Raw genomic sequence first — 16,268 nt, 5'->3', positions numbered from 1 at the left:
CGCCTCCCTCGTGACGCTGACGGACGGGTCAACCGTCACGCCGAGGCGGTATCCGGGCAACTCAAAGCCACTGACCGGGGGTTGTCGGCCTCCCAGCCTGCGAGAGCCCCGGCAAGATCGCACGCCAGCGGAGCCCGGACGGGTCAGGCGCTGGCGGCGGCCGGCTTGGCGAGCAGCGAGGTCAAGAACTTCGTGCACCACTCGAGCAGCTGTTCGTCCCGCAGCGGCGGCGCACCGATCCGCCCGCCCGCAGCGCCTTCGGTGGGCCGGGGCAGCGAAACGGTCCGCACCGCGGCCTTGTACACCGCCTTCGGGTACAGCCGCTTGAGCCGCACCGTCTGCGAGTCGGCCAGCTCCAAGGGGGCGAACCGCAGCGAGGACCCCTGCAGGGTCACCTCCCGCACCCCGAAGGACCGGCAGACCTGGCGGAACCGGGCCACCTGGAGCAACCGCTCCACCGACTCCGGCAGCGGGCCGTAGCGGTCCGCCAGCTCCTCGCGGATGGCGTCCAGGCCGGCCTCGTCCGGGGCCGCGGCGATCTTGCGGTACGCCTCCAGCCGCAGCCGCTCGCCCGGCACGTAGTCGTGCGGGATGTGGGCGTCCACCGGCAGGTCGACCCGGACCTCGGGCAGGTCCTCCTCGCCGGCACCGGCTCCGGCCCCGGTGTCCCGCCGGAACGCCTCGACGGCCTCCCCGACCAGCCGGACGTACAGGTCGAACCCGACCCCGGCGATGTGCCCGGACTGCTCGGCCCCGAGGATGTTGCCCGCCCCGCGGATCTCCAGGTCCTTCATCGCCACCGCCATGCCGGCGCCCAGCTCGGAGTTCTGCGCGATGGTGGCCAGCCGGTCGTGCGCGGTGTCGGTCAGCGGTTTCTCCGGCGAGTACAGGAAGTAGGCGTAACCGCGCTCCCGGGCCCGGCCGACCCGGCCGCGCAGCTGGTGCAGCTGGGCGAGCCCGAGCCGGTCCGCCTGGTCCACGATCAGGGTGTTGGCGTTGGAGATGTCCAGCCCGGTCTCCACGATCGTGGTGCACACCAGGACGTCGGCTTCCCGCTCCCAGAACCCCTGGATGATCCGTTCCAGGCGGTCCTCGTTCATCTGCCCGTGCGCGGTGACGATGCGGGCCTCCGGCACCAGTTCCCGCAGCTTGCGGGCGGTCTTCTCGATGGTGCTGACCCGGTTGTGCACGAAGAAGACCTGGCCGTCGCGCAGCAGCTCCCGGCGGATCGCCGCGGCCACCTGCTTGTCGTCGTAGGGACCGACGTAGGTCAGCACCGGGTGGCGCTCTTCCGGCGGGGTGAGGATGTTGGACATCTCCCGGATGCCCGCCATGCTCATCTCCAGCGTCCGCGGGATCGGCGTCGCCGACATCGTCAGCACGTCGACGTGGGTGCGCAGCGCCTTGATGTGCTCCTTGTGCTCGACCCCGAACCGCTGCTCCTCGTCCACGATCACCAGGCCGAGGTCCTTGTAGCGGACGCCGGTCTGCAGCAGCCGGTGGGTGCCGATGACGATGTCCACCTCGCCGTCGGCCAGCCCCCGGATGGTCTCCTCGGCCTCCTGCGGCGGGGTGAAGCGGGACAGACCGCGGATCCGCACCGGGAAGGAGCGCATCCGGTCGGTGAAGGTGTTCAGGTGCTGCTGGGCCAGCAGCGTGGTGGGCACCAGCACCACCACCTGCTTGCCGTCCTGCACGGCCTTGAACGCCGCGCGCACCGCGATCTCGGTCTTGCCGTAGCCGACGTCACCGCAGATCACCCGGTCCATCGGCACCGGGCGCTCCATGTCGGCCTTGACCTCGTTGATGGCGGCCAGCTGGTCCGGGGTCTCGGTGTAGGGGAAGGCGTCCTCCAGCTCCCGCTGCCACGGGGTGTCGGGGCCGAACGCGTGGCCCGGCGAGGACTGCCGCGCGGCGTACAGCTGGACGAGCTCGGCCGCGATCTCCTTGACCGCCTTGCGGGCCTTGGCCTTGGTGTTCTTCCAGTCCGCGCCGCCGAGCTTGTTCAGCGCGGGCACTTCCCCGCCGACGTAGCGGGTGACCTCGTCCAGCTGGTCGGTGGGGACGAACAACCGGTCGCCCGGCTGGCCGCGCTTGCTCGGCGCGTACTCCAGCACCAGGTACTCGCGGGTGGCCCCGCCGACGGTGCGCTGCACCATCTCGACGTACTTGCCGATGCCGTGCTGCTCGTGCACCACGAAGTCGCCGGGCTTGAGGGCGAGCGGGTCGACCGCGTTGCGGCGCCGGGACGGCATGCGCCGCATGTCCCGGGTGGAGGTCCCGCCGCGCCCGCCGGTCAGGTCGGCTTCGGTGAGCACGGTGAGCCCCACCTCGGGTGCCGAGAAGCCGTCTTCCAGGCCGCCCCGCACCACCGTGACCACGCGCGGCTCGGGTTCACCGGTGAGCCCTTCCGCCGCGTACTTCGCCGCCAGGTCGGCGTCGCGCAGCTGCTGCACGGCCCGCTGCGCCGTGCCGGCGCCGGCCACCACCAGCACCGCCCTGCCCCCGGCGGTGATGCGCTCGCGCAGGTCGCTGAAGGCCCGCTCGATCTCCCCGCGGTAGGCCTCGACCGGCTTGAGCGACAGCCGCACGGTGCTGTCGTCCTCCCCGGCTTCGCTGCTGAGCTGGGACAGCGTCCACCACGGCAGCCCCGCGGCGCGGGTGTGCTCGGCCACCTCGCCGAGACCGCGGTAAGCGGAGGCGCCCAGGTCGATGGGGGCCTTGCCGCCGTCCGCGGCGACCATCCAGGAGGCCTCCAGGAACTCCTGGCCGGTGCGCACCAGGTCCGCGGCCCGGGCGTGGATCTTCTCCGGGTCGGCGAGCAGCACGTGGGTGCCGGCGGGGACGAGATCGGTCAGCAGTTCCATCTCGCCTTCGCACAGCACCGGGATGAGCGCTTCCATCCCCTCGGCCGGCGACCCGGCGGCGATCTTGCCGAGCAGCTCCGCCAGCTGGGCGTCGCCCTGGTGCTGCTCGGCCAGTTTCCCGGCCCGTTCCGCCACCTGGTCGGTGATCAGCAGTTCGCGGCACGGCGGGGCGAACAGGTCGGTGCTCTTGGCGTCCGGCAGGGACCGCTGGTCGGCCACCCCGAACGGTCGGATCTCGGTGACCTCGTCGCCCCAGAACTCGACCCGCAGCGGGTGTTCGGCGGTGGGCGGGAAGACGTCCACGATGCCGCCGCGGACGGCGAACTCGCCGCGCTTCTCGACCATGTCCACGCGCTCGTAGGCGAGCCCGCTCAGCCGCTGCACGAGCTCTTCGAAGTCGTGCTCGTCGCCGACCTCGAGCTGCACCGGCTCCAGCTCCCCCAGGCCCGGGGCGACCGGTTGGATGAGGCTGCGGACCGTGGTGACCAGCACCCGGATCTGGCCGTGCGGCGACTCCTCCGGGTGGGCGAGCCGCCGCAGCACGGCCAACCGCCGGCCCACCGTGTCCGCGCGCGGCGACAGCCGCTCGTGCGGCAGCGTCTCCCAGGAGGGGAAGACGGCGACCGCTTCCGGCTCGAGCAAACCGGTCAGCGCGGCCGCGGACTCCTCGGCTTCCCGCTCGGTGGCCGTCACCAGCAGCACCGGCCGATCCGCCCCGTTCGCCGCGGCGAGCGCGGCCGCGGTGAGCGGCCGGGCCGCGGCGGGGCCCTCCAGGTTCAGTTGCGGCCGGTCAGCAGCCTCGACGATCTGCCGGATGGCGGGGTCGCGGAGCATGACTTCGAGCAGTCCACGCAAGGGACCGGCCTGGCTCATGGAGCTACCTCGCAGCGATGACGACGCGAACGCAAGACACACCTCTGCCCGGGGAATGATCCGGCACCGGGCCAGAGGCGACCCTTCCAGCCTACGCCGCGGTCGGGCCGCCACCTCCGCCCGCCTGAGGCCCGCCGCAGCAGCAGCGCACCACGGGTGCGCGGTGTCACACTGGTCGCATGGCCGCCCGCCGCTTCGCCCTGGCCGCGCTGTTGGCGCTGGCCGGCTGCGCGACCGGCGGGCCACCGACCCCCACCGCACCCGCTCCGGGCTCGGGGCCGCCGCAGGCCGGAGGACCGGGCGAGCTGCACGTCGAAGTGGTGGCCAGCGGGCTCGAACACCCGTGGGAGATCGGTTTCCTGCCGGACGGCTCGGCACTGGTCACCCAGCGCCCCGGCGAGCTGGCGCTGCTCCGGCAACCGGACCTGCGACCGCAGCCGGTGCAAGCGGACTTCTCCGACGTGCTGGCCCGCGGTGAAGGCGGGCTGATGGGCCTGGTGGTGCACCCCGACTTCCACGCCAACCGCGAGTTCACCACCTGCCAGACCCACCAGGAGGACGGCCGTGCCGTGGACATCCGGTTGATCACCTGGCGGCTGGCCGAGGACGGCACTCGGGCCGAGCGGGTGGGGCAGCCGCTGCTGACCGGTCTGCCGATCAATCCCAGCGGCCGCCACTCGGGCTGTCGGCTGGCGGTGGCCCCGGACGGTGCGCTGCTGGTCAGCACGGGGGACACGGCCCGCCCCACCACCGCCCAGGACTTGCGCTCGCCGGGCGGCAAGGTCCTGCGGCTCGACCTGGACACCGGCCGGCCGCTGCCGGACAACCCGTTCTGGGACGACCCGGATCCGCGGCAGCAGTTGGTGCTCACCTACGGGCACCGCAACGTCCAAGGGCTCGCGATCGGCCCGGACGGGCAGGTCTTCGCCGCCGAGCACGGTCCGGACAGCGAGGACGAGCTCAACCTGCTGCGACCGGGGCGCAACTACGGTTGGGACCCGTCCCGCGGCGGCCGGAACCCGGTGTTCTACGACGAGTCGGTCCCGATGACCGATCTGCGCCGGTTCCCGGACGCGGTGCCGCCGCTGTGGACTTCCGGAACGGACACCGAGGCGGTGTGCGCGGCCGCTTTCCTCCGCGGAGGCCAGTGGGGTGAACCGGGGGTGCTGGCGGTCACCGCGCTCAAGGGCAGCAAACTGCTGCTGTTCCGGCTCGCTCCGGGGCCGTCGGTGCTCGAGGTGGAGGTGCCGCCCGCGCTGGACGGCACGCACGGCCGGCTGCGCGGGGCGCAGCAGGGGCCGGACGGCGCCCTGTACGTGACCACGTCCAACGGCACCGACGACGAGGTGCTGCGGGTCACCGCCCGCTGATCACTCCGCTCCCAGACGGGGCTTGTGCTCCAGGTTCGAGAGCCCGTTCCAGGCGAGGTTGACCAGGTGCGCGGCGACCTCCTGCTTCTTCGGCTTGCGCACCTCCAGCCACCACTGCCCGGTGAGCGCCACCATGCCCACCAGCGCCTGGCTGTACAGCGGCGCCAGCTTGGCGTCGTAGCCGCGTTCTTTGAAGTGCACCCCGAGGATGTGCTCGACCTGGCTGGCGATGTCGTTGAGCAGGCTGGAGAAGGTGCCGGTGGTGCTGGCCACCGGGGAGTCCCGGACCAGCACCCGGAAGCCGTCGGTGCAGGTGTCGATGTACTCCAGGAGCGCCACCGCCGCCTGCTCCAGCAGTTCTCGCGGGTGGCCGTCGGAGAGCGCGGAGACCACCAGGTCGAGCAGGTAGTGCATCTCCCTGTCCACCACGACCGCGTAGATGCCCTCCTTGCCGCCGAAGTGCTCGTAGACGACGGGCTTGGAGACCTCGGCCCGGTGCGCGATCTCCTCGATGGAAGTGCCGTCGAAGCCCTTCTCCGCGAAGAGGGCCCGGGCGATGTCCAGCAGCTGCTGCCGCCGTTCCGCGCCGGTCATCCGGACTCGGGGAGCGCGAGCCTGGCGCCTGTCCATTTCGGGCACGTTCCGCCCGCGTCGCCGTGGTGCCACTCTGGCTAGCCTAGGGCGTGGGTCGGCACCGCCGGCCAACCCACCCCGTCAGCCGTCCGCACGGCGGCGCTAGTGCCCGGCTTCGGTGACGGCGATCCTGGCCAGCCGCTTCTCGTTGGGCCAGCGCACCTTCCACGCCCACCCGAGCTTCTCCAGCAGCCAGATCGTGCGCGCGGAGATGTCCAGCTGCCCGCGCAGCACCCCGTGCCGGGCGCAGGTGGGATCGGCGTGGTGGGAGTTGTGCCAGGACTCGCCGAAGGACACGATCGCCAGCGGCCAGAAGTTGGCGGCCTTGTCCCGGCTGCGGAACGGGCGCTCACCGATCATGTGGCAGATCGAGTTGACCGACCAGGTGATGTGGTGCAGCAGCGAGACCCGCACCAGCCCGGCCCAGAAGAACGCGGTGAACGCGCCCCACAGCGACCAGGTCAGCAGTCCACCGAGGACGGCGGGCAGCACGAAGGTGAGCAGGGTCCACAGCCAGAACAGCCGGTTGAGCCGGCTCAGCTGGCGGTCTTTGAGCAGGTCCGGGGCGAACCGCTCGTGGTTGGTGATGTCGCGTTCGAACAGCCAGCCCATGTGGGCGTACCAGAAGCCCTTGGCCAGGGCGGCCGGCGAGGAACCGAAGCGCCACGGCGAGTGCGGGTCGCCTTCCCGATCGGAGAAGGCGTGGTGCCTGCGGTGGTCGGCGACCCAGTTGACCACCGGACCCTGCACGGCCATCATCCCCGCGATGGCCAGCACCGCGCGCACCCACCGGTTGGTCTTGAAGGACCCGTGGGTGAAGTGCCGGTGGAAGCCGACGGTGACCCCCAGGCCGGTGAAGACGTAGAACACGGCGGCCAGGGCGATGTCCACCCAGCCGAGCCCCCAGCCCCAGGCGAACGGGATCGCGGCGGCCAGGGCGATCAGCGGGACCAGGACGAACACGTACACGGAGATCTGCGCGGCCAGTGGCCGGGTTCCCGCGGTCAGCGGTTTGGGACCGGTTTGCTTCTCCGGTTCCGCTCGCTCAGTGGTTGCGGTCATGACTGCTTACCTCAATGGGATTGGGGAGGTGGGAATTCCAAACTCGTTCTGTTGACACGGCCCGCAACACCTCCGACCTACGGAACCGTAACTTACGGTAGCGTAGGTTTTTCTCGGCCGAATCAACACCCCTCGGGTGGGCAAAAACTCGGGCAAACCCGACCCAATCTGCCCAAAGACGACATAGATTCACCCATTCGGGCGATCACTGGGGTTGGTCGGCGAGCACTACCGTGCGGTGCCGTACCGTGCTGGCCGCACGGGAATCCCGGTCACCGCAAACCCGGTCGGAACCACGCGACAGCGGCATGCCACGATGTTGCGTGGGCAGCACGGCCTGCCATCCCCGGACCGGTAAGCTCCGGTACCGGGAGCGACGCACCCGCACCCGGGTTCCCGTTGCCCGATCCGCCGTGGTGTAAAGGCAGCACCTCGGATTTTGGTTCCGATGGTCCAGGTTCGAATCCTGGCGGCGGAGCGAGTGTCCTTCCCGGACCCGCTGCGGTGAGCACCAACCAGCCAGGAGCAATGGTGGGAACAGGGGGTGTGCACCGCTGCGCGACGAGCCGACTGCCGGGCGCGGAGAAGCGGCCGCACTGACCGAAGTATCCGATGCGTGGCTCATCGGCCGGGCACGAGAACTGAACGCCGTCAGCCAGCACAGCGATGCCGCCGGCCAGCACAGCACCATCCGGGAAGCCGACCACCTCCTCCGAGAAGCCCAGCGACGCGGCGAACCGCGGATCGTGGCGCAGCTGCTGCGCCACTGCGCAGCGATGCGGCTGGCCTGCACCGATCTCGTCAACACCGCCGACCCGCTGCTGGACGAGCTGCTGGAGCACTGCCACAAGCACGGCCTGCAGGTCCTGCAGGCGGACGCGCACGCGCTGCGCGCCCGCCGCGCCCTGCTGGCCGGCAGCGAGGACACCGCCCTGACCGAACTCGCCGACGGCCTGGCGCTGCTCGACAACGAGCTGGTCCCGGACAGCTCGCTCGGCCGCCGCGCCTGGGAACGGCTGCTCGCCACCGCGCTCAACGACATCGGCCTGGTACTGACCCAGATCGGGGTCTACGAGATGGCCGACGAAGTCATGACCCGCGCCCACCAGCGCATCCGGGAGAGCGGCGGGCCGCACGAGATCGCCGCCCACATGATCAACCGCTGCCGGATGCTGCTCGGCTGGGGGCTCCGCCTGGAACGGATCGGCCGGCACCAGGTGGCCAGCGACCGGTTCGCCACCGCCTCCGCCATCGCCCTGGCGGTGGAAGGCCCTTGGCGGGAATCCCTGTTCCCGCGCCTGGCCGACCAGACGGCGGCCGAGCAGATGCCGGTGCTCGGCGCCGCGCACGCCCTGGCCGACCCGCAGCCCCACCACATCGACCGGCTGCGGGCGCTGCTGAGCCTGGAGCGGACGATCCACCCGCGCGAGCGGATCGTCACCGCGATCGCCCTCTCCCGGTGCTTGACCGCAGCCGAGCGCGAGCAGGAGGCGATCCGGGTGTTGGCCGCCGCCCGCCGCCAGCTGGCCACCGACACCTCCGAGCCCACGCTGCGCATCTCCCTGGTCCGCGAGTACGCCCAGCTGACCGGGTCGACCGGCCGACCGGCGGACCAGGCGCTGCAGGACTACGCGCACGAACTGGAGAACGAACTCTGGTCCATGCGGCAGACCAGGTGGTCCACCCTGCTCACCCGGCTCGAGCACGCCCGGCTGCGGCTCAAGCACGACCTGATCACCCAGCAGGCGCTGCAGGACCCCCTCACCGGACTGTTCAACCGACGCGGCTTGGACAACCGGCTGGAGCGGTTGCTGGAGCAGGAGGACCCCGGCCTGCTGTCCGTCGCCTTGATCGATCTGGACGGGTTCAAAGAGGTCAACGACCGGTGCTCGCACGCCGCGGGCGACGACGTGCTGCGCGTGATCGCCCACACCCTCCGGGACGCCCTGCGCACCGACGACTTCGTCGCCCGCTACGGCGGGGACGAGTTCGTGGTCCTGCTGCCGGGGGCCACCCTCCCGGACGCGGAGAACGCCCTGCAGCGCGCGCTGGAAGCCGTGCAGCAGCTGCCCCACGAGCGCTCCCGCGGGGTCACCCTCTCGATAGGCGTGATCGCCACCCGACCGAATGAATCCGCCGCGCAGGTGCTGGCCCGCGCGGACGCGGCCATGTACCAGTCCAAGCGCAACGGCGGCAACCGGATCACCACGCTCACCGGGGAAACGCCCCCGCCGGAAGAGCCCCAGCCCGGCCGCCGGCGAGCTTCCCACCGGGCGCAAGGCACGCCTTAGCCGACAAACCAGACGAAGATCGTCGCAGCTAGCGGGCGGGGCAACCCCGCCGGACCCACCCCGGCGGCGGTAACATGCACTGCGCCGGGCACAGGGCGCCGGGGCCCTGCTCAGCGGAGCTGGCCTCCCCGGTACTCTTCACCCGCCTGGACGCACCAACTGGCCGGCCGAGGCCGTTGGCCGCAGCAGCCAGCGTCCTCGAGCAATCTTCTAGAGATCAAGGGAGAGCGCTGATGCTCCAGGGCGACAACGCCCAGCCCTCCTCCCGCAGCGCCGAGGGGTCCAACGGCACATCTCCGGAACCGGTGAGCACGGTGGTGCTGGCTGCGGGCGAAGGAACCCGGATGCGCTCGGACACTCCGAAAGTCCTGCACCGCCTAGCCGGCAGACCGCTGGTCGAACACGCCGTCCGGGCCGCGGCCGGAATCGATCCCGATCACCTGGTGGTCGTGGTCGGGCACGGCCGGGAAGCGGTCACCGAACACCTGGCCGAGCTGAGCAGCGCGCTCGGCCGGGACGTCCGGACCGCCGTCCAGGAGAAGCAGCTCGGCACCGGGCACGCCGTCTCGTGCGCGCTGGAAGAACTCGGTCCGCTGTCCGGCACCGTGCTGGTGACCTACGGCGACGTCCCCCTGCTGGACAGCGAAACCCTGGAAGAGCTGCTGGCCGAGCACCGCCGGTCCGGCAACGCCGTCACCGTGCTCTCGGCGGTCGTCGACGACCCCACCGGCTACGGCCGCATCATCCGGAACGCCGACGGCCAGGTCACCGGCATCGTCGAGCAGAAGGACGCCACCGCCGAGCAGGACCGGATCAACGAGATCAACTCCGGCGTCTACGCGTTCGACGCGCCCGTGCTCGCCGACGCCCTGCAGCAGCTGTCCACCGACAACGCCCAGGGCGAGCTCTACCTCACCGACGTGCTCGGCATCGCCCGCGCCGCGGGCCGCCCGGTGGGCGCCCTGGTGTGCGGCGACCCCTGGCTCGTCGAAGGCATCAACGACCGGGTGCAGCTGGCCCGGGTCGGCGCCGAGCTCAACCGGCGGCTGCTGGAGCACTGGATGCGCTCCGGGGTCACCGTCGTCGACCCCAGCTCGGTGTGGCTGGACTGCGACGTGACCCTCGGCCGCGACGTGCTGCTGCAGCCCGGGGTCCAGCTCAAGGGGCGCACCACGGTCGAGGACGGCGCCGAGATCGGCCCGGACACCACGCTGACCGACTGCGTGATCCGCTCCGCTGCTTCCGTGATCCGCACCCACGGCGAAGGCGCCGAGATCGGCGAAGGCGCCAAGGTCGGCCCGTTCGCCTACTTGCGCCCCGGAACCCGCCTCGCCCGCAGCGGCAAGATCGGCACCTTCGTGGAGACGAAGAACGCCGACATCGGCGAGGGCACCAAGGTCCCGCACCTGAGCTACGTGGGCGACGCCACCATTGGCGAGCACACCAACATCGGGGCAGCCACCGTCTTCGTCAACTACGACGGGGTGGAGAAGCACCACACCGTGATCGGATCACACGCCAGGACCGGCGCGGACAACATGTTCGTCGCCCCGGTCGAGATCGGCGACGGCGCCTACACCGCCGCCGGTTCGGTGATCACCCAGGATGTCCCCCCGGGTGCGATGGCGGTCGCCCGCGGGAGGCAACGGAATGTCGAGGGCTGGGTGGCCAGGCGCCGCCCGGGCACCGCCGCAGACCAGGCCGCTCAGCGGGCCCTGGCCAAGGAAAGCAATCACCAGTCCGAGGAATGAGCCCCAAGGACGTCGACGGGAGGGACGATGACCGTGAGTGCCATGTCTGCGACGCCGAAGAAGAGCTTGAAGCTCTTCTCCGGCAGCAGTCACCCGGAACTCGCCGAGGAGGTGGCCAAGCAGCTCGACGTAACGGTCACGCCCCAGGCTGCCTACAAGTTCGCCAATGGTGAGATCTTTGTCCGCTACGACGAGTCGGTCCGCGGCTGCGACGCTTTCGTGATCCAGTCCCACTGCCACCCGCTCAACGACGCCATCATGGAGCAGCTGATCATGGTGGACGCGCTGAAGCGGGCCAGTGCCAAGCGCATCACGGTGGTCGTCCCGTTCTACGGCTACGCGCGCCAGGACAAGAAGCACAAGGGCCGTGAGCCGATCTCCGCTCGGCTGATCGCCGACCTGTTCAAGACGGCCGGTGCGGACCGGATCATGACCGTCGACCTGCACACCGACCAGATCCAGGGCTTCTTCGACGGCCCGGTGGACCACCTGATGGCCCAGAAGCTGCTGGCCGGCTACATCCGGGACACCTACACCGAGGAAGCGATCACGGTCGTCTCCCCCGACTCCGGCCGGGTCCGGGTGGCGGAGCGCTGGGCCGACGACCTCGGCGGCACCCCGCTCGCGTTCATCCACAAGACCCGCGACCCCAACAAGCCGAACCAGGTGGTCGCCAACCGCGTGGTGGGTGACGTCGAAGGCCGGCTGTGCGTGCTGGTGGACGACATGATCGACACCGGCGGCACGATCACCAAGGCGACCGAGCAGCTGCTGGAGGCCGGCGCCAAGGACGTGATCATCGCCGCCACGCACGCGGTGCTGTCCGGCCCGGCGGTGGAGCGGCTGTCCTCCTGCGGCGCCAAGGAGGTCATCCTCACCAACACGCTGCCGATCCCGGAGGAGAAGCGCTTCTCCAACCTGACGGTGCTGTCCATCGCCCCGCTGGTCGCCCGCGCGATCCACGAGGTCTTCGAGGACGGCTCGGTGACCAGCCTGTTCGACGGCAAGGCCTGAGCACCGCACCGCTGCTGCGGAAAAGCCCGCTGCCCCACGGTTTTCCGGTGGTGCAGCGGGCTTTTCGCTGCGCTGACCGGGAAATCCCCGACCGGCGGTCGCTCAGAGGGTGGTGACGACTTCGTCGTAGGAGAGCCGCGGCAGCCGCTCCTGCCAGGCGTTCTCCCCGGGCTTGCCGATGTTGACCACCACCAGCACCTGGCGGTCACCTTCCGGGAAGAACTCCTCGTTGATTCCGTCGGCGTCGAAACCGGTCATGGGCCCGGCGGCCAAGCCCGCGGCCCGCACGCCCAGGATGAAGTACCCGATCTGCAGCGCGGCGTTGAGCCGAGCGGTCCGGGCGCGGACCTCCTCGTCGGCGAAGCCGTCCTTGGCCTTCGGCGCGTGCGGGAAGACCTTCGGCAGGTTCTCGTGGAACCGCAGGTCCGCGGCCAGCACCGCCACCAGCGGGGCCGCCAGCGTCTTGGCCTTGTTGCCCTCGGCCATGTGGGCGACCAAGCGCTGGCGCGCCTGCTCGGAGCGGATCAGCAGTACCCGCAGCGGCTGCGAGTTCATCGCGGTCGGCCCGTACTTCACCACGTCGTAGACGGCCTGCACCTGTTCGTCGGCGACCGGCTCGTCGGTGAACGAGTTGGCCGTCCGGGCTTGCCGGAACAGCAGGTCCTGGGCCTCTTCGCTGAGCTCGAGCAGCTGCTCGGTGGTGGTCATCCAAAGACTCCTCGACTGGTTGCGGAGAAATTCGAGTGCCACCGAACAGTATTGTTGAACCTTGAAATTAATCGGGTGGCGAGGTGCTTCACCGGAAGAAGCCGACCAGCTCGTTGACCGCGATGCTGACGAACAGCACCAGGCACAGCCCCAACAGGGCGTTGGACAACCACCGCGAGCGGTGCTCCTCCGGCATCATCGACTTGGAGTTCAGCAGCACCAGCAGCGTGCCCGCCAAGAACGGCATGAACAGCGCCCCGAGCACGCCGTAGACGATGGTCAGCTGGAACGGCTTGCCGAAGAACAGCAGCAGCATCGGCGGGAAGGTCAGCCACAGCAGGTAGAGCCGGTAGGGCGTGCTGTGCATGCCGGCCTTGTGGTCGTAGTCGTCGAAGGTCTCCGCCGGAGCGTCCTTGGGCAGCCGCCAGGTCCGCCACCAGTCGGCGAACAGCAGGCTGACGCCGTTCCACACCCCGATGACCGAGCTGAAGGCCACCGCGAAGAAGCCCACCAGGAACGGGATCCGGGCCCACTGCCCGTAGTCGGCGGCCAGCGCGTCGCTGAGCCACAGCAGCCCCTCGTCGCTCTCGGTGAGGTCCTGCCCGAGCAGCATCTCCGCGCCCACCACCATCATCGCCACCACGAAGATGCCGGTGGTGATGTAGCCGACCGCGTTGTCGGTGCGCATGAACGGAAGCCAACGCGGCGAACGCCACCCCTTGGCGAAGGTCCAGTAGCCGTAGGAGGCCATCGTGATGGTGCCGCCCACGCCGCCCATCAGGCCGAGCACGTAGGCCACCGACCCCTCCGGCAGCCTCGGCACCAGACCGTTGCCGAGCTCCAGCAGGTTCGGCCCGACGAGGACCGCGGTGCCGACCACGGTCACGAACATGACCCCGACCAGCACGGTCATGATCTTCTCCAGCACCGCGTAGCGGCCGAACCACACCAGGACCAGCCCCAGCAGGCCGCACACCACCGCCCAGCCGCTCACCGGGAGCACCGGGAACAACGCGTTCAACGGCAGCGCCGACGCGCTCATCGCGGTGGCGCCGTAGACGAAGCCCCAGATCACGATGTAGGCCCCGAAGTAGGTGGTGGCCCACATGCCGAGGGTGCGCCAGCCCGACAGCATGGTGCGCCGAGCGGCCAGGTGCCAGCGCCCGACGGCTTCGCCGAGCACCAGCTTGAAGACGGTGCCGAGCACGACGGCCCAGAACAGCAGGTAGCCGTAGCGGGCACCGGCCACCAGGGTGGCGACCAGATCACCGGCCCCGACTCCGGTGGCCGCGGCCATGACGCCGGGCCCCACCTGCTTCAGCCGGGATCTCCAGCTGCTGTCGGCGACCTCTCCGGTTCCGCGGTGCGTGGTCCCATCTGCCATGGCGCAAAACGTAACCCGGTTCACCGGAAGTTCAGTAGAGCGCGCGACCAAACCGTGACGCGCCGGTGCCGCCGCGGCACCGGGCTCACCCGCGCACCTACCGGGAAAGGCCCACCGTTTAAACTGACCAGGTTGCCTCGGCGAGGTCGGGTCGTCCGCCCGGCGTGATCGACGCGGTGGCGAGGAGTTCGGCGAGCTGCCGGCCGTCTGAGCCCACCACGGGTGCCTTCTCACCGGCACCACGTCGTTGCCACGCCGCTTCGCGCGTCCCACCGCCGCAGGCCAGCGACTAATCACATTTCGCCCGACGCCACGAGGAGTACACCACCGTGTCCGAGGTACGAATTTCCGTCGAGCAGCGCACCGAGTTCGGCAAGGGCGCCGCGCGCCGCGCCCGTCGCGCCGGCAAGATCCCCGCGGTGCTCTACGGCCACGGCACCGAGCCGAAGCACCTCTCGCTGCCCGCGGTCGAGTTCGCCCGCGCCATCCGCGACAACGGCCACAACGCGGTCCTGACGCTGGACGTGGCCGGCGGTGACAGCGAGCTCGCGCTGCCCAAGACCATCACCACCCACCCGATCAAGAACTACATCGAGCACGTCGACCTGGTGACGGTGCAGCGCGGTGAGAAGGTCACCGTTTCCGTTCCGGTCGTGCTCACCGGCGAGGCCGGACCGGGCACCCTGGTCAGCCAGGAGCTCGTCGAGGTCGAGGTCCTGGCCGAGGCCATGAACATCCCCGAGCAGCTGGAGCTGTCCATCGAGGGCGCCGAGCCCGGCACCCAGTTCCACGCCTCCGACCTGGAGCTGCCCTCCGGTGTGGAGCTGGAGAGCGCCCCGGAGACGCTGATCGTCAACATCACCGAGGCCGCCGCTGAGATGGCCGAGGGGACCGGTGGCGAGGAAGCCGCCGAGGAGGAAGGCGAGGAGTCCAGCGAGTCCTGATTCCGGTACGTCGGGCGCGCGTTGCCCCGCCCGGTCGGGCGGGGCAACGCACTGCGTTGGTCAACCCAGGAGACTTCTTGCCGTGAGCAGTCCAGCAGAGCCTGTTCTCATCGCCGGGCTCGGCAACCCCGGTCCGCGCTACGCCGGCAACCGGCACAACATCGGATTCCTGGTCGCCGACGAACTGGCCGACCGCATCGGTGGCAGGTTCAAGTCGCACAAGTGCGGGGCCGAGGTCGTGGAGGGCCGCCTCCACGGCAAGCGGGTGGTGCTCGCCAAGCCCCTCTCCTACATGAACCTCTCCGGCGGACCGGTCGCCGGTGCCGTGAAGTTCTTCAAGGTGCCGGCCGAATCCGTCATCGTCATCCACGACGAGCTCGACCTGCCCTTCGGCACCGTGCGGTTGAAGCGCGGCGGGGGCGAGAACGGCCACAACGGACTCCGCTCGATCAGCAAGTCGCTGGGCACCCGCGACTACCTCCGAGTGCGCTTCGGAATCGACCGCCCGACCGGCCGGATGGACCCGGCCGACTACGTGCTCCGCGATTTCTCCACTGTGGAGAAGAAGGAGCTGGCTTACTTCATCGACCGGTGCGCCGACGCGGTCGGGGCTGTGGTCTCCGAAGGACTGGCGGCAGCGCAGAACCGCTTCCACTGAGAGCCGGGCGGATCACTCCGCGGGCACCAGCGCGGCGCTGGCCGAACGCTTCAGCTTGCCCGACGGCGTCTTCGGCAGCGTCCCCGGTTTCAGCACCAGCACTGCCGACGGCCGCACCCCGACGGCGTCCACCACCTGAGCGGTGACCTGCTTGCGCAGGTCCTTCTCCGCTTCCTCGTCGCCGGCCAGCTTCGACTCCAGCACCACCGCGAACCGCTCCCGGCGGCTGCCGGCGTCCAACCGCACCGCCGCCGCGTTGCCCGGTCGCACCCCGGGCACCGAGCACGCGGCCCGTTCGATGTCCACCGGGTAGATGTTGCGGCCGCCCATGATGATGACGTCCTTGCGGCGTCCGCAGATGACCACCTGGCCGTCCACCAGGTAGCCCTCGTCACCGGTGTTCAACCAGCCGGCGCTGTCCTGGGCGGGAACCGGGCCGTTGACCGTCAGGTAGCCGGTGGTCACCGCTTCCCCGCGGATCCGCAGTTCCCCCACCTGCCGGTCGCCCAGCGAATTGCCGGCTTCGTCGACCACGTCGACTTCGATCCCCGCCAGCGGTCGGCCGAGCAGCGCGAACTTCCGGGCCCGGGGCGTGCCCTCCGGCACCGGGACCGCCCGCCGCTGCTGCTCCAGCTCGTCCGCGTCCACCACGTCGGTGCGCACGCCCTGGTAGAGCGGGGAGAAGGAGACCGCGAGGGTGGCTTCGGCCATCC

12 protein-coding genes and 1 tRNA gene are annotated in these 16,268 nt (G+C 70.4%); 7 read left to right on the top strand and 6 right to left on the bottom strand.

Features of this window, described 5'->3' with window-relative positions:
• Positions 1–143 precede the first annotated feature (143 nt).
• On the bottom strand, positions 144–3,740 hold the full coding sequence (gene mfd, locus SREC43747_RS0113280; protein WP_029721759.1) for a transcription-repair coupling factor: 3,597 nt from the start codon (positions 3,738–3,740) through the stop codon (positions 144–146).
• A gap of 179 nt (positions 3,741–3,919) precedes the next feature.
• On the opposite strand from mfd, the gene SREC43747_RS0113275 reads away from it, so the two are divergent.
• Positions 3,920–5,110 (top strand): PQQ-dependent sugar dehydrogenase, encoded by a 1,191-nt coding sequence (locus SREC43747_RS0113275; protein WP_029721758.1) that lies wholly within the window; start codon positions 3,920–3,922, stop codon positions 5,108–5,110.
• Here the strand turns inward: SREC43747_RS0113275 and SREC43747_RS0113270 are convergent, their stop codons facing one another.
• Both SREC43747_RS0113270 and SREC43747_RS0113265 read right to left on the bottom strand, forming a co-directional pair.
• Entirely contained in the window at positions 5,111–5,704 is a 594-nt protein-coding gene (locus tag SREC43747_RS0113270; protein WP_029721757.1) for a TetR/AcrR family transcriptional regulator, read from the bottom strand.
• Between the two features lie 141 nt (positions 5,705–5,845).
• Complete coding sequence (locus SREC43747_RS0113265; protein ID WP_029721756.1) at positions 5,846–6,805, bottom strand: acyl-CoA desaturase; 960 nt, start codon at positions 6,803–6,805, stop codon at positions 5,846–5,848.
• Between the two features lie 407 nt (positions 6,806–7,212).
• Here SREC43747_RS0113265 and SREC43747_RS0113260 point away from each other — a divergent pair.
• The 4 genes from SREC43747_RS0113260 to SREC43747_RS0113245 all read left to right on the top strand — a co-directional run bounded on the left by SREC43747_RS0113260 (position 7,213) and on the right by SREC43747_RS0113245 (position 11,861).
• Positions 7,213–7,283: transfer RNA gene (locus tag SREC43747_RS0113260), tRNA-Gln, on the top strand.
• Positions 7,284–7,551: 268 nt separating this feature from the next.
• The gene (locus SREC43747_RS0113255) at positions 7,552–9,096 is read left to right on the top strand and encodes a GGDEF domain-containing protein (protein ID WP_236623180.1); all 1,545 of its coding nucleotides are present in this window, start codon (positions 7,552–7,554) and stop codon (positions 9,094–9,096) included.
• A gap of 344 nt (positions 9,097–9,440) precedes the next feature.
• Complete coding sequence (gene glmU / locus SREC43747_RS0113250) at positions 9,441–10,847, top strand: bifunctional UDP-N-acetylglucosamine diphosphorylase/glucosamine-1-phosphate N-acetyltransferase GlmU (protein WP_236623183.1); 1,407 nt, start codon at positions 9,441–9,443, stop codon at positions 10,845–10,847.
• Positions 10,848–10,880: 33 nt separating this feature from the next.
• Complete coding sequence (locus SREC43747_RS0113245; protein WP_029721753.1) at positions 10,881–11,861, top strand: ribose-phosphate diphosphokinase; 981 nt, start codon at positions 10,881–10,883, stop codon at positions 11,859–11,861.
• Between the two features lie 102 nt (positions 11,862–11,963).
• On the opposite strand, the gene SREC43747_RS0113240 is transcribed toward SREC43747_RS0113245, so the two are convergent.
• Together SREC43747_RS0113240 and SREC43747_RS0113235 are read right to left on the bottom strand one after the other, a co-directional pair.
• A complete protein-coding gene (locus tag SREC43747_RS0113240; protein ID WP_029721752.1) occupies positions 11,964–12,569 on the bottom strand; it encodes a malonic semialdehyde reductase in 606 nt (201 codons plus the stop codon).
• 88 nt (positions 12,570–12,657) lie between these two features.
• A complete protein-coding gene (locus tag SREC43747_RS0113235) occupies positions 12,658–13,953 on the bottom strand; it encodes an Nramp family divalent metal transporter (RefSeq protein WP_029721751.1) in 1,296 nt (431 codons plus the stop codon).
• Positions 13,954–14,282: 329 nt separating this feature from the next.
• Here SREC43747_RS0113235 and SREC43747_RS0113230 point away from each other — a divergent pair, with 329 nt between their 5' ends.
• Positions 14,283–14,897: a 50S ribosomal protein L25/general stress protein Ctc gene (locus SREC43747_RS0113230; RefSeq protein ID WP_029721750.1), complete on the top strand. Its 615-nt coding sequence runs from the start codon at positions 14,283–14,285 to the stop codon at positions 14,895–14,897.
• Between the two features lie 82 nt (positions 14,898–14,979).
• The gene (gene pth / locus SREC43747_RS0113225) at positions 14,980–15,555 is read left to right on the top strand and encodes an aminoacyl-tRNA hydrolase (protein ID WP_029721749.1); all 576 of its coding nucleotides are present in this window, start codon (positions 14,980–14,982) and stop codon (positions 15,553–15,555) included.
• A 12-nt stretch (positions 15,556–15,567) separates the two neighbouring features.
• Here pth and SREC43747_RS0113220 read toward each other — a convergent pair.
• On the bottom strand, positions 15,568–16,268 hold a 701-nt coding region (locus SREC43747_RS0113220; RefSeq protein WP_029721748.1), incomplete at its 5' end, for an AMP-binding protein.

It is taken from the genome of Saccharopolyspora rectivirgula DSM 43747 (assembly GCF_000497205.1).
In the GTDB taxonomy this organism is placed as follows: domain Bacteria; phylum Actinomycetota; class Actinomycetes; order Mycobacteriales; family Pseudonocardiaceae; genus Saccharopolyspora; species Saccharopolyspora rectivirgula.
This window is presented reverse-complemented; position numbering and strand designations above follow the sequence as displayed.

Bases quoted from the DNA above. Each gene is read 5' to 3' on its own strand.
- mfd (WP_029721759.1), bottom strand. From the start codon at position 3,740: ATGAGCCAGGCCGGTCCCTTGCGTGGACTGCTCGAAGTCATGCTCCGC.
- SREC43747_RS0113275 (WP_029721758.1), top strand. From the start codon at position 3,920: ATGGCCGCCCGCCGCTTCGCCCTGGCCGCGCTGTTGGCGCTGGCCGGC.
- SREC43747_RS0113270 (WP_029721757.1), bottom strand. From the start codon at position 5,704: ATGACCGGCGCGGAACGGCGGCAGCAGCTGCTGGACATCGCCCGGGCC.
- SREC43747_RS0113265 (WP_029721756.1), bottom strand. From the start codon at position 6,805: ATGACCGCAACCACTGAGCGAGCGGAACCGGAGAAGCAAACCGGTCCC.
- glmU (WP_236623183.1), top strand. From the start codon at position 9,441: ATGCGCTCGGACACTCCGAAAGTCCTGCACCGCCTAGCCGGCAGACCG.
- SREC43747_RS0113240 (WP_029721752.1), bottom strand. From the start codon at position 12,569: ATGACCACCACCGAGCAGCTGCTCGAGCTCAGCGAAGAGGCCCAGGAC.
- SREC43747_RS0113235 (WP_029721751.1), bottom strand. From the start codon at position 13,953: ATGGCAGATGGGACCACGCACCGCGGAACCGGAGAGGTCGCCGACAGC.